Raw genomic sequence first — 13,498 nt, forward strand, 5'->3', positions numbered from 1 at the left:
GAGCAGGCTCGCTCCTACAGGGAGATTGTGTCGGGCATAAAAAACCGGGCGGTTTTTGAGGCCGCCCGGTTTTGGCTGAAAGGTTACAGATGCGATTCGGCGTATTCGGCCAGGATCGAACGTGGCACCCCTTGCAGGGTGATGTGCACCCCGTTCGGGAAATCCTTGAAGCGTTCTGTCAGGTAGGTCAGCCCGGAGCTGGTCGCGGACAGGTATGGGGTGTCGATCTGTGCCAGGTTACCCAGGCACACCACTTTGGAGCCGGCACCGGCACGGGTGATGATGGTCTTCATCTGGTGCGGTGTGAGGTTCTGGCACTCGTCGATCAGGATCAGGCTCTGCTGGAAGCTGCGCCCCCGGATGTAGTTGAGGGATTTGAACTGCAACGGCACTTTGCTGAGGATGTAATCGACGCTGCCATGGGTGCTTTCGTCATCCATGTGCAAGGCTTCGAGGTTGTCGGTGATCGCGCCCAGCCAAGGCTCCATTTTTTCCGCTTCGGTACCGGGCAGGAAGCCGATCTCCTGGTCCAGGCCCTGCACGCTGCGGGTGGCAATGATCCGGCGGTAACGCTTGCTGACCATGGTCTGCTCGATCGCCGCTGCCAGCGCCAGGATGGTTTTACCCGAGCCGGCCGCACCGGACAGGTTGACCAGATGGATATCCGGATCCAGCAAGGCGTAGAGCGCCAGGCTCTGATAGATGTCCCGTGGCTTCAGACCCCAGGCTTCCTGATGCAACAGTGGTTCCTGATGCAGGTCCAGAATCAGCAGCTTGTCTTCTTCGATCTCCTTGATCCAGCCGACAAAGCCCTGCTCATCGATGATGAACTCATTGATATGCACGGCCGGCAGGTTGTCGATCAGTTGCACCTGGTGCCAGGTGCGGCCATGGTCCTGACGGGTTTCGACCTTGCTCACACGGTCCCAGAAGGAGCCGGTCATGTTGTGATAACCGTTTGGCAGCAGCGATACGTCGTCGACCAGTTGGTCGGTGCTGTAGTCCTCGGCCGCGATCCCGCAAGCGCGGGCCTTGAGGCGCATGTTGATGTCTTTGGTGACCAGCACCACGGGCAGTTTCGGATCGCGCGCGTGCAGGTCGATCAGTTGGTTGATGATGATGTTGTCGTTCAGGTGCTCGGGCAGAATGATGTTCGGCTCGGCACGCTTGCTCATCAGAATTGACAGCAAGCCCTTCGGACCGCTCTTGCCCCGCTGGATCGGCACGCCCTGCTCGACGTCCTCGGGAGAGGCATCGCCCAGGGTCTTGTCGATCAGGCGAATGGCCTGGCGACATTCGGCAGCAACGCTGTGATGCCCGCTCTTGAGCTTGTCGAGCTCTTCAAGCACGGTCATCGGGATGGCAACGTGGTGTTCTTCGAAATTGAGGAGCGCGTTTGGATCGTGAATCAATACATTGGTATCGAGTACATAAAGGATTGGCTGGTTGGAAGAAGAGCTACGTCCGTGATCATCCATACTCGGTCACCTTTGTGGGAGCCAGTCGACGCAATACCTTGGCGGTGCTGCGCCTCGAAGTGGCCGCCGAATCTCACCTGCGGAGATCCAAGTGACTGCAAACAAACGGGTCTTGGAAGACGCCACCTGTGTTGCAGGTTTCGGCGGTCTGTCTTCGTAATACTCCAAAACACATGACAGAAAAAAGCACTTTGACGCTTTTTTGAAGTTTATTTTTCAGAATGACCAATAGCACTTGGCGGACTGCCATCACCCGTTTAAAGTCGGAAGTCCGCCTGCATCGAAATCCCTCCCAAAATCGCCCTTCGCCCAATGTTTACGGGCATTTCCCGTTTCCAGCGAAGCCGCGTCGGCTTTGTCATTGGAAACCGCTCTGGCAGTCCTCCCAACCGATCCCGCTCTGCGCCGTTTGCGTAATCAGCCAGGGAAGCGCCGTTTTCACCCCATCCTGTTTCACATTGAAATTGATCACCCCATGGCGCCACAGCAGCATCAGGGTCAGCACCCGCTGCGCGCTCTGGGTGGCCTTGAGCTTGCCGGCGCCGTCCTGGGCATCGATGTCCCACAACGCCACCCGCACCCCCTGAGACTTGAAGAAGCCTTCGGCATCGGAACGGCGCTGACCGTCGGGCGGACGAAACAACGGCACGTAGTTCTCCGGCAGCTTGTTTTTGACCAGTTCGACGCTGCGCCGTATCGAATCCTGCCAGTCCTGCCAATGGCTGTGGGAGCGGAACTCCCAGCCCTGGACGCCGACGCACTGCATGGAGTAGGTCGACTGCAGGCTCGCCACCGAACGCTCCGCCAGACGCGCCTGAATATCCTTGCCCAGCACGAAGAACGTACCGCTCAAGTTCGACTTGCGCAGGTACTCGGTGACCCAGGTCGTGTTGTCCGGCATGGCGTTGGCGCCGCTGTCGAAGGTCAGCAGAAACAGCCGGTCGTGCATCTCGTCGCCATTGCGCTCAAAGTCGCCAAAACGATCGACTTCGCTGCTGGTTTGCGGAAACAGCGCGGCCTTGCGCAATTGCTCGTCCAGGTACTGGGCATGGAACAGGCGACTCGGTTCGGCCCACTTGATGTAGTAGCTGTCCTCACCGATCTGAAACTTGGCGGCTTGTTCGCGCAGGGTAGGCAGGTCCTCGACCAGAAAACAGAAAGACGCATCCTGGTCGCAGCTTTGCTGGGCGTAGTTGTAGTTGCTCAACAGGCGCTGCCACAGGCGCTGGCGCACGTGATTGACCGACGCCATGTTGACCGTACGCAAGCCCAGGCGCTGCGCGAGCGCCGGTTCGTCCAGGGCTTCGCTGGTCAGCAGCACATGGGCAAACATCAGGATTTCAGCGCGTGAGGCGACGTCGAACAGCGTCGGATTGCCGAGTTGCTCAGGCCAGGTGCTGCGATCAAGGGTCGCCACTTCACCCGGCGCCGCCAAGACCCCGAAGCTCAGGAGCCAGGCCGAAAACAGAAAAACAAAGCGCAATGAGATGTCTCCATAACAAAACCCGCGCGGCACTATAGCTGATCCCGTCCCAACACCCGCAGCCAAGCCGAACTCATTGTGGCGAGGGTGCCCATCCTGGCAAACCACCGATCACCTATGACCTTGATAGCTGGAGTCAACCAGGACAACCCCCTAGAATCGCCACCACGATTAAAGGAGACGACTTCATGCTGATGGTGATTTCACCCGCCAAGACCCTCGATTACGAAACACCGCCGGCGACCCAGCGCTTTACCCAACCGCAATACCTGGACCATTCCCAGGAGCTGATCCAGCAATTGCGCGAGCTGACACCGGCGCAAATCAGCGAGCTGATGCACGTCTCCGACAAGATCGGCGGGCTCAACGCCGCGCGTTTCGGCAGCTGGACGCCCGCGTTCACCCCTGAAAACGCCAAACAGGCCTTGCTGGCGTTCAAGGGCGACGTTTATACCGGCCTCAATGCACAAACCTTCAGCGAAGCCGATTTCGATTACGCCCAACAACATCTGCGCATGCTCTCCGGCCTGTACGGCTTGCTGCGCCCGCTGGACCTGATGCAACCGTACCGCCTGGAAATGGGCACCAAACTGGCCAATGCCCGGGGCAAGGATCTGTATGCCTTCTGGGGCACGCGGATCAGCGAATGGTTGAACGAAGCCCTGGCCGACCAGGGTGATGACGTGCTGCTGAATCTGGCCTCGAACGAGTATTTCTCGGCGGTCAAACGCAATGCCCTGAACGCGCGCATCATCAATACCGAGTTCAAGGACCTGAAGAACGGCCAGTACAAAATCATCAGCTTCTACGCGAAAAAGGCGCGCGGCATGATGAGTCGCTTCGTGATTGAAGAACGCATCAACGACCCGGCCGCCCTCAAACAGTTCGACGTGCAAGGCTATCGTTACAGCGCCGAGCAGTCGAAACCGGACAACCTGGTGTTCCTGCGCGATCACGCTCCAGACTGAAGCACCGCTTGGCGCATGACGCTCAAATTCGTCATGCGCCCCCATAGATCACCCCACTTCCCTCGCTTTTTCGCCATTTTTATGGCGCCAAAAATACATCATTCAGATTTATAACTTTAGTTTCACTCGACTTTTACGATTTTTTTCAGTAGTGGCACTGAAAATTTTTATCGGTAGTGGCAAAAAACTATCCCCTCCAATAAATCGCCTATATATAAAGGGCGAAACGGCAAGTGCTATCAATATGAAAGCAGTGCCATCTTTCTCAATATTTCAAGAAATTACAGAATTCGTGATCAGCGGATCGGAACTATGTCCGAATGCACCGCTCATACCACCGGTAACGATTCTCACAGTGCTTGTACGAGATAACTTACGCAGAGCAGAGATCCATGTAGCAAAGTTGTCACATCAACTTGTGCTGAATAATCCCTGATTTGGGCAACACACAACGGACAGGAGATAACGGTTTATGACTATCCCCTACAAGGCCATGGCAGCGCCCCTATAAGCGTGCTCGATGGAGCACCCAACCGCTTGATTTACAGGCTTCCAGCCTGGCTTTGAGCGCGCAAGACGATTGCACGGTCATCCTCTGACAACAGGGGGTCGGCTGCATAACAGGGCACGTCACAATAATAAGGCCTGGTTACGCACACCTTGAGTGCACTTATTTAGACACTCGTAACTTATATGCCAGAACGCGGCATTGTTGCGCCTGCAAGCCGCACTTGCGAGTGCACTATGACCGCTGAAACACCATTAACTACGGCCATCTAATGGCCTGATGAATACAGGCTTGATAATAGAGAGGTAATTGCGATGCGCATCAGCATATTTGGTTTGGGTTACGTCGGCGCAGTGTGTGCCGGTTGCCTGTCTGCACGGGGCCATGACGTTGTCGGCGTCGATGTTGCCAAAGACAAGATCGATATGATCAATGCCGGCAAATCGCCGATCGTTGAACCGGGCCTGGGCGAACTTCTGGCACAAGGTATCCAGACGGGCCGTCTGCGCGGCACGACCAATTTCGCCGAGGCGATTCGCGACACCGACCTGTCAATGATCTGCGTCGGCACGCCGAGCAAGAAAAACGGCGATCTGGAACTGAACTACATCGAGGCCGTGTGCCGCGAAATCGGTTTTGTCCTGCGTGACAAGAGCACCCGCCACACCATCGTCGTACGCAGCACCGTGCTGCCTGGCACCGTGGCCAACGTGGTCATCCCGATCCTCGAAGACTGCTCGGGCAAGAAAGCCGGTGTCGATTTCGGTGTCGCCGTGAACCCTGAGTTCCTGCGCGAAAGCACCGCCATCGCCGACTACGACCAGCCACCAATGACCGTCATCGGTGAGTTCGACAAGGCCTCGGGTGACGTTCTGCAATCGCTGTACGAAGAGCTCGATGCACCGATCATCCGCAAGGACATCGCCGTCGCCGAGATGATCAAGTACACCTGCAACGTCTGGCATGCCACCAAAGTGACCTTCGCCAACGAGATCGGCAACATCGCCAAGGCAGTCGGCGTCGACGGTCGCGAAGTGATGGACGTGGTCTGCCAGGACAAGACCCTGAACCTGTCCCAGTACTACATGCGCCCAGGCTTCGCTTTCGGCGGTTCCTGCCTGCCGAAAGACGTTCGCGCCCTGACCTACCGCGCCGGCTCCCTCGATGTGGAAGCCCCGCTGCTCAACTCGCTGATGCGCAGTAACGAGTCCCAGGTGCAGAACGCCTTCGACATCGTATCCAGCCACGACAAACGCAAAGTCGCGCTGCTGGGCCTGAGCTTCAAGGCCGGTACCGACGACCTGCGCGAGAGCCCGCTGGTTGACCTGGCGGAAATGCTGATCGGCAAGGGCTACGACCTGAGCATCTACGACAGCAACGTCGAATACGCCCGTGTTCATGGCGCGAACAAGGACTACATCGAGTCGAAGATCCCACACGTCTCGTCCTTGCTCAATTCCGACTTCGACGACGTGATCAACAACTCCGACGTGATCATCCTCGGTAACCGTGACGAGAAATTCCGCGCTCTGGCGCAGGACGTCCCGCACGGCAAGCAGGTGATCGACCTGGTCGGCTTCATGTCCAAGGCCACCAGCGTCAGCGGCCGCACCGAAGGCATCTGCTGGTAAGCCCCCTGTAGGAGCGAGCTTGGCGACCATCGCGACGGTGCGACGATTCGACAAGCTCGCTCCTACAGGTTTGTACGCCTGCGTTAACCCGAAATCTCTAGACGGATGCAGATTATGCACAGGCTAAAGCACGGCCTACTCCAGGCCGCCGGTTGGCTGTTTTATCTAAGCTTATTGATGGGCATCGCCCTGGCGTTGCCTGTATCCACGTTCGACTCCGAGTCGAAGGACTTCATTTTCCTGATCGGTATCGTCGGCATCTGGCGCTACTCGATGGGGGCCACGCATTTTCTGCGCGGCATGCTGTTTCTCTACGTGGTCTATCCGCACCTGCGGCGCAAAGTGCGCAAGCTCGGTAAAGCGGCAGACCCGTCCCATGTCTTTCTGATGGTCACCAGTTTCCGCATCGACGCCCTGACCACCGCGCAGGTCTACAGCTCAGTGATCCGCGAAGCCATCGACTGCGGCCTGCCGACCACCGTGGTCTGCTCCATCGTGGAAATGTCCGATGAGCTGCTGGTGAAAAGCCTGTGGAACCGGATGAATCCACCGGCCCGGGTCAAGCTCGACTTCGTGCGCATTCCCGGCACCGGCAAGCGTGACGGCCTGGCATACGGCTTCCGCGCCATCTCCCGTCACCTGCCGGATGACCGTGCGGTGGTAGCCGTGATCGATGGCGACACCGTGCTCGCGGAGGGTGTGGTGCTCAAGACCGTGCCGTGGTTCCAGCTGTTCGGCAACGTCGGCGGCCTGACCACCAACGAGTTCTGCGAAGTGCGTGGCGGCTACATCATGAGCGAATGGCACAAGCTGCGCTTCGCCCAGCGTCACATCAACATGTGCTCGATGGCCCTGTCCAAGCGCGTGTTGACCATGACCGGGCGCATGTCGGTATTCCGCGCCAGCGTCGTGACAAACCCGGACTTCATCGCCGACGTGGAAAGCGACTCGCTGCAACACTGGCGCCTGGGTCGTTTCAAGTTCCTCACCGGTGACGACAAGTCGAGCTGGTTCAGCCTCATGCGCCTGGGCTACGACACCTTCTACGTGCCCGACGCCGCGATCCACACCGTTGAACACCCGCCGGAAAAGAGCTTCATCAAGGCCAGTCGCAAACTGATGTTCCGCTGGTACGGCAACAACCTGCGGCAGAATTCCCGCGCCCTGGGCCTGGGGATCAAGCGCCTCGGCCTGTTCACCTCGGTGGTCCTGTTCGACCAGCGCGTGTCGATGTGGACCTCGTTGCTCGGCCTGACCGTCGCCATGATCGCCAGCTTCAAATACGGCACCGCGTTCATCCTGGTTTACCTGCTGTGGATCGGTATCACTCGCCTGATCCTGACCCTGCTGCTGTCCTGCTCCGGTCACCGGATCGGGCCGGCCTACCCGGCGATTCTCTATTACAACCAGATCGTCGGTGCGCTGGTGAAGATCTACGTGTTCTTCCGCCTCGACCAACAGTCCTGGACTCGCCAGCCCACTTCTCTGACCCGTGATCTCGCCAGCTTTCAACGTTGGTTCAACACCTGGTCGTCTCGGACCATGACCTTCTCTGCCGGCAGCATTTTCGTCGCCGTGCTGCTGTTGATGGTCTGACCGAACTCGCCTGAATTAACAAGGAAACCGCCCCTATGAATACCGCCGTCAACGCCAACGTAGTGCATGAATCCGAAGCCCAGCGCCAACACGCCCGAGTGAAAATTCCGGCCAAGCTGCGCTTCTTCGGTCCCGACCGCACGCCGGTCGAAGCGCGAGTGCTCGACCTCTCCGCCGGTGGCCTGGCCTTCAACGCCGGCCAGCTGCCGCTCAAGGCCGGCGATGTGTACAAGGCCCGCCTGCAATTCGTGATCGACAACCTCGGCCTGGCCATGGACGTCGAGTTGCAGGTTCGCTCCTTCGATCGCCAGACCGGTCGTGCCGGTTGCCAGTTCCAGAATCTGGAACAACAAGATATCTCGACCCTGCGCCACCTGATCACCTCGCACCTGGCCGGCGACATCGTCAGCATCGGCGAAGTGCTGGCGACGCTGCAGCGTGACAACTTCACCAAGGCACGCAAGATCAAGGACGGCGGCCACGGCATGTCCGCGTTCGGGCGCATGAAAGCCGTGACCTTCAGCCTGGGGATTTTCGTGGTTGGCCTGGCCGCGTTCGGGTTCATTTTCAAGTCGGTGTATGGCATGTACTTCGTCAGCCACGCTCAGGCCGGTCTGGTCAGCGTGCCCGGCGTGAGCATCACCATGCCCCGCGACGGTACCGTACAGAGCCTGCTGAAACCCGATGGCGTGGCCGCCAAAGGCGCACCGCTGGCAACCTTCAGCACCAGCATGCTCGACGTGCTCAAGGGCCATCTGGAAGACGATCAACTGACACCGGCCAAGGTCGAAGAGCTGTTCGGCAAGCAAATGACCGGCACCCTGACTTCGCCGTGCGATTGCACCCTGGCCCAGCAAATGGTCGCCAACGGTCAGTACGCCAGCAAAGGCGACGTGATCTTCCAACTGGTGCCACGCAACAGCGAAGCCAACGTTGAAGCGCGCTTCTCCTATCGCCAGTTCAGCGACGTGCTGCCAGGCACTGCGGTGCGCTTCCAGATCGCCGGCGAAGACAAATCCCGCACTGGCAAGATCGTCAGCAGCACCAGCCTGAAAAGCGCCGACCTGTCGTCTGACATTCGCGTCCTGATCCAGCCGGACGAAGCCCTGGACACCACCCTCGCCGGCCGCCCGGTGGAAGTGAGCAGCGACCGTGGCCCGAACCTGAACTGGCTGATCGACAAAGCCATGGCCGCTGGTCTTTAAGCGGAGGACATGCCTGTGACGATCATCAGTCTTCTGAGAACACCGAGATCCCTGTGGGAGCTGGCTTGCCAGCGATTGGATCAATGCGGTGTTTCTGACGAACCGCGTCAAGCGAATCGCTGGCAAGCCAGCTCCCACAGTGGCTTGGTGGTGTGTTCGCTGGCATTGGCAGTCAGCCTCGCCGGCTGTGCCGGCCTGCCCGACCAGCGCCTGGCCAACGAAGCCCTCAAGCGTGGCGACACCACCACCGCGGCGCAAAACTACCGCGCGCTGGCGGACCTGGGCTACAGCGAGGCGCAAGTCGGGCTGGCTGACATTCAGGTCGACAGCCGCGACCCCGATCAGATCAAACAGGCCGAGGCGACCTATCGCGCCGCCGCCGATGTATCGCCACGGGCACAGGCGCGCCTCGGTCGCCTGCTGGTGGCCAAACCCGGCTCCACCGAAGCCGAGCATCACGAAGCCGAAAGCCTGCTGAAAAAAGCCGCCGCCAATGGCGAAGGCAACACGTTGATCCCGTTGGCCATGCTGTACCTGCAATACCCGCACAGCTTCCCCAACGTGAATGCCCAGCAGCAAATCAGCCAATGGCGCGCCGAAGGCAAACCGGAAGCGGGTCTGGCGCAGGTGCTGCTCTACCGCACCCAGGGCACTTACGACCAGCACCTGGACGAAGTGGCAACGATCTGCAAAGCCGCGTTGAACACCACCGACATCTGCTACGTCGAGCTGGCCACGGTCTATCAGAAACAGGCCAAGCCTGAGCAGCAAGCCGAACTGATCAAGCAGCTGCAAGCCGCCCACGCTCGCGGCGCGGTTTCGGCGCAACGGGTTGACAGTGTGGCCCGTGTGCTCGCTGATTCGACCCTTGGCACGCCTGACGAAAAAACCGCGCAGTCGCTGCTCGAACCCATTGCTCCAGGCTACCCGGCGTCGTGGGTCACCCTCGCGCAGTTGCTCTACGACTTCCCCGAACTGGGCGATGTCGACCAGATGATGAAGTACCTGGACAACGGTCGCGCCGCCGACCAGCCACGCGCTGAACTGCTGCTGGGCAAGCTCTACTACGAAGGCAAGATGGTCCCGGCTGACGCCAAGGTCGCCGAAGAACACTTCCAGAAAGCCGTCGGCCGCGAAGTCGCCGCCGATTATTACCTCGGCCAGATCTATCGCCGGGGCTACCTGGGCAAGGTTTATCCACAGAAGGCCCTCGATCACCTGCTGACTGCGGCGCGCAACGGTCAGAACAGCGCCGACTTCGCCATCGCCCAATTGTTTTCCCAGGGCAAGGGCACCAAGCCTGACCCGCTCAATGCCTATGTCTTCAGCCAATTGGCCAAGGTCCAGAACACCCCGCAAGCCACCGAGCTTGCGCAAACACTCGAAGCCCAACTGCCGCCCGCGCAGCTTGCCGAGGCCCAACGACTGTTGAAACAGGAACAGGCGACTCGTGGTGCCTTGAGCCAGAACACGCTGCAACTGCACGCCCTGCAAGAAGAGGACGGCGAGGAATCCCTATGAAGCTCAATCCATTCATGAAGGCCGGCATTGGCCTGACATTCGCGCTGATCTGGTCCTGCCCGACACTGGCGGCGATCACCGAAACCAAGAACTTCGGCCTCGAAGTGAAAATCACCGGCCAGTCCGAAGACGACCGCGACCTCGGCACCCGGCCCGGCGGCGACGTCAACGGTGTCGGTCTCGACCTGCGTCCCTGGGTCTATGGCGAAAGCGGCGCGTGGAGCGCCTACGCCATGGGTCAGGCCGTGACGGCCACGGACATCATCGAAACCGACACCCTGCAACAGTCCGAAGGCACCGAGAACACCAGCAACAATGATCGCCAGACCAAGAAGAACTACCTGGCGATGCGCGAGTTCTGGGTCGGCTACAGCGGCTTCACGCCCTACCCCGGCGAGATCCTCAAATTCGGTCGCCAGCGCCTGCACAACGACGACGGACAATGGCGCGACACCAACATCGAAGCCCTGAACTGGACCTTCGACACCACCCTGTTGCGCGCCAATGCCGGTGTCGCCGAACGCTTCAGCGAGTACCGCACGGACTTGAAAGAGCTGGCGCCCAAGGACAAGGATCGCCTGCACGCTTACGCCGAGGCCGAGTACCAGTGGACACCGGGTCAGTGGGTCGGCATTCGCGGTCATCACACCCACGACGACGGTAAGCTCGACTATCCGCAACCGGGTGTGCCCAGCGACTCGCTGGACAAAAAACAGAACGGCGACATCAGCTGGATCGGCCTCCAGGCCAACAGTGATGCCTATAACTGGCGCAACACCAACACGGTCAATTACTGGGGCAGCGTCACCGGCATGAGCGGCGACCGCGATACGGTCAACCCGCTGAACGCCGATGGCACTGTGCCCGCGCAACCCAAGCAAAGCGGCGATGTCAACGGCTGGGCCACCGACCTGGGCGTGCGCCTGCGCCTCGATCCGCAATGGCAAGTCGGTGCGGCCTACGCCCGGGCCAGCGCCGATTACGAACAGAACGGTCTGGAAAGCAACCGTTCGAACTACACCGGCACACGCTCGCGGGTCCACCGTTTCGGCGAAGCCTTCCGTGGCGAAATGAACAACCTGCAAACCGCCACGCTGTTTGGTTCATGGATGCTCAACGATGAGTACGACGCCAGCCTGATCTACCACAAGTTCTGGCGTGTCGACGGCAACAAGCCGGTCGGCAGCAACGGCATCGATGCGGTGCAGAACACCACCGACGACGTCACCGGCGCCGTGCTCTCCAGCACCTCGCTGCCGCTGAACGATGGCGAGAAAGACATGGGTCAGGAAATGGACCTGGTGGTCACCAAGTACTTCAAACAGGGTCTGTTGCCAGCGGCATTGAGCCAGAAGATCGACGAGCCTTCGGCCCTGGTGCGCTTCCGTGGCGGCGTGTTCAAGCCCGGCGATGCCTACGGCAGCCAGGTTGATTCGTACATGCACCGCGCGTTCATCGACGTGATCTGGCGCTTCTGATGCACACCGCGAAGGGAGTCCCCGACATGAACAATGCCAAGAAAGGTTCGTTGACCTTGCTGGCTGGCGCGATGCTGCTGGCCAGTGCGGCTGCCTTCGCCAATGTGGAGCCGGCCAAAGTCGAACCGGCGGCCCCTCAACCAGGCAAGCCGGCCACCCTGGCCAAGGAACTGCAACAGGCCAAGACCTACACCGTCAGCAGCGCACCGACCGCGCCGCTGGAACTGGCCACGCCGAAATTGCCGGACATCTCCGGCTACACCGCCGAAGCCATCGCCGCGAAAATCGTGCGCAGCAAGGCCGGCAAGATCAGCGTGCGCCGGATGATGCAGGAAGACGCCCTGAAGGACTTCATCGGCGGCGACAACAAAATGGCCGAATGGGTGGTGCGTCAGCACGGCATCCCCCAGGCGATCTTCGTCGACGACGGCTACATGAACCTCAAGGACGTGGCGAAAAAGCTGCCCAAGTACGTCATCGAAACCGCGCCGGGTGTGTTCCTCGCCCGGTTGCCGATCGTGGTCGGTCGTCACGGCATCCTGGAAATCGACAAGCAGACCCAGGAGCTGCGCCTGTCGCAAGAAGCCGGTTCGTTCCTGGTCAACGACGGCCAGTTGTTCGTGCGTGATACCAAAATCACCGGCTGGCGCGAAAAGGACAACGGTCCGGCGACGTTCACTTCGCCGAAGGAATTCCGGCCGTTCCTGCTGTCCTGGGGCGGCACCGAGACCTACATCGCCAACAGCAAGATCGCCAGTTTCGGTTACGCCAACAGTAAGTCCTACGGCGTGAGTATTTCCCAATACACGCCGAACATGGCCAAGGTGCTCAAGCGTCCCGAGCCGACCGGCTGGATCGTCGGTTCCGAGTTCTCGGACATGTGGTACGGCTTCTACTGCTACGAAACCCGCGACTTCGTGGTCAAGGGCAACACCTACAAAGACAACATCGTCTACGGCATTGACCCGCACGACCGTTCCCACGGCCTGATCATTGCCGACAACAGGGTGCACGGGACCAGGAAGAAGCACGGGATCATTATTTCCCGTGAGGTCAACGACAGCTTCATCTTCAACAACCGCAGCTACGACAACCACCTCTCGGGCCTGGTGATCGACCGTAACAGCGTGAACAACCTGATCGCCCACAACGAGATCTACCAGAACCACACCGACGGCATCACCCTCTACGAGAGTGCCGACAACCTGTTGTGGGGCAACAAGGTGATCAGCAACCGGCGCCACGGCATCCGCATTCGTAACAGCGTGAACATCCGCCTCTACGAAAACGTCGCCATGGCCAACGGCCTGACCGGCGTCTACGGCCACATCAAGGACCTGACCAACACCGACCGCGACATCAAGCTCGATCCGTTCGACGCCCAGGTGTCGCTGATCGTGGTCGGCGGTGAACTGGCGGGCAATGGCAGCGGGCCGCTGTCCATCGACTCGCCGCTGAGCGTCGAGCTGTACCGCGTGTCCATGCTCGCACCGACCAAATCCAGCGGCATCAGCTTCTCGGGGATTCTCGGCGAGCGCCAGGATGAAATTCTCGACCTGCTGGTGCGCCAGCAGAAAGCCGTGCTGATCGACCCTGTCGAACGCCAGACCGAAATGCAGGACTGAGGATA

The 13,498-nt window shown here is 59.7% G+C and carries 9 protein-coding genes; 7 read left to right on the forward strand and 2 right to left on the reverse strand.

Annotated features, from left to right (window positions below; all coding sequences use genetic code 11):
* Nucleotides 1–83 precede the first annotated feature (83 nt).
* Both ACGJAX_RS00925 and ACGJAX_RS00930 read right to left on the reverse strand, forming a co-directional pair.
* Nucleotides 84–1,478 (reverse strand): PhoH family protein, encoded by a 1,395-nt coding sequence (locus ACGJAX_RS00925; protein WP_056854495.1) that lies wholly within the window; start codon nt 1,476–1,478, stop codon nt 84–86.
* 358 nt (nt 1,479–1,836) lie between these two features.
* Complete coding sequence (locus ACGJAX_RS00930) at nt 1,837–2,961, reverse strand: polysaccharide deacetylase family protein (RefSeq protein ID WP_247256372.1); 1,125 nt, start codon at nt 2,959–2,961, stop codon at nt 1,837–1,839.
* Between the two features lie 188 nt (nt 2,962–3,149).
* Here ACGJAX_RS00930 and yaaA point away from each other — a divergent pair, with 188 nt between their 5' ends.
* The 7 genes from yaaA to algG all read left to right on the forward strand — a co-directional run bounded on the left by yaaA (nt 3,150) and on the right by algG (nt 13,493).
* Entirely contained in the window at nt 3,150–3,929 is a 780-nt protein-coding gene (gene yaaA, locus ACGJAX_RS00935) for a peroxide stress protein YaaA (RefSeq protein WP_390957209.1), read from the forward strand.
* Between the two features lie 822 nt (nt 3,930–4,751).
* A complete protein-coding gene (locus ACGJAX_RS00940) occupies nt 4,752–6,068 on the forward strand; it encodes a nucleotide sugar dehydrogenase (protein ID WP_390957210.1) in 1,317 nt (438 codons plus the stop codon).
* A 114-nt stretch (nt 6,069–6,182) separates the two neighbouring features.
* Nucleotides 6,183–7,664, forward strand: a complete 1,482-nt coding sequence (gene alg8, locus ACGJAX_RS00945; RefSeq protein ID WP_090324989.1) for a mannuronan synthase — start codon at nt 6,183–6,185, stop codon at nt 7,662–7,664.
* Nucleotides 7,665–7,699: 35 nt separating this feature from the next.
* Nucleotides 7,700–8,869 (forward strand): PilZ domain-containing protein, encoded by a 1,170-nt coding sequence (locus tag ACGJAX_RS00950; RefSeq protein WP_390957211.1) that lies wholly within the window; start codon nt 7,700–7,702, stop codon nt 8,867–8,869.
* A gap of 9 nt (nt 8,870–8,878) precedes the next feature.
* The gene (gene algK / locus ACGJAX_RS00955) at nt 8,879–10,390 is read left to right on the forward strand and encodes an alginate biosynthesis TPR repeat lipoprotein AlgK (RefSeq protein ID WP_390957212.1); all 1,512 of its coding nucleotides are present in this window, start codon (nt 8,879–8,881) and stop codon (nt 10,388–10,390) included.
* The gene (locus ACGJAX_RS00960; RefSeq protein ID WP_247256368.1) at nt 10,387–11,868 is read left to right on the forward strand and encodes an alginate export family protein; all 1,482 of its coding nucleotides are present in this window, start codon (nt 10,387–10,389) and stop codon (nt 11,866–11,868) included. The genes algK and ACGJAX_RS00960 overlap by 4 nt, the downstream gene beginning before the upstream one ends.
* A 26-nt stretch (nt 11,869–11,894) precedes the next feature.
* Nucleotides 11,895–13,493 carry a mannuronan 5-epimerase AlgG gene (gene algG, locus ACGJAX_RS00965; RefSeq protein WP_248916855.1) on the forward strand — a complete coding sequence of 533 codons (1,599 nt, stop codon included), beginning with the start codon at nt 11,895–11,897 and terminating at the stop codon, nt 13,491–13,493.
* Nucleotides 13,494–13,498: the final 5 nt, after the last annotated feature.

This window comes from Pseudomonas moorei (assembly GCF_042846945.1).
GTDB lineage: Bacteria > Pseudomonadota > Gammaproteobacteria > Pseudomonadales > Pseudomonadaceae > Aquipseudomonas > Aquipseudomonas moorei.

What these genes read in the sequence shown, in the direction of transcription:
- algG (WP_248916855.1), top strand. Translation starts at nt 11,895, where the DNA reads ATGAACAATGCCAAGAAAGGTTCGTTGACCTTGCTGGCTGGCGCGATG.
- yaaA (WP_390957209.1), top strand. Translation starts at nt 3,150, where the DNA reads ATGCTGATGGTGATTTCACCCGCCAAGACCCTCGATTACGAAACACCG.
- ACGJAX_RS00960 (WP_247256368.1), top strand. Translation starts at nt 10,387, where the DNA reads ATGAAGCTCAATCCATTCATGAAGGCCGGCATTGGCCTGACATTCGCG.
- ACGJAX_RS00925 (WP_056854495.1), bottom strand. Translation starts at nt 1,478, where the DNA reads ATGGATGATCACGGACGTAGCTCTTCTTCCAACCAGCCAATCCTTTAT.
- ACGJAX_RS00940 (WP_390957210.1), top strand. Translation starts at nt 4,752, where the DNA reads ATGCGCATCAGCATATTTGGTTTGGGTTACGTCGGCGCAGTGTGTGCC.
- alg8 (WP_090324989.1), top strand. Translation starts at nt 6,183, where the DNA reads ATGCACAGGCTAAAGCACGGCCTACTCCAGGCCGCCGGTTGGCTGTTT.
- algK (WP_390957212.1), top strand. Translation starts at nt 8,879, where the DNA reads ATGCCTGTGACGATCATCAGTCTTCTGAGAACACCGAGATCCCTGTGG.
- ACGJAX_RS00950 (WP_390957211.1), top strand. Translation starts at nt 7,700, where the DNA reads ATGAATACCGCCGTCAACGCCAACGTAGTGCATGAATCCGAAGCCCAG.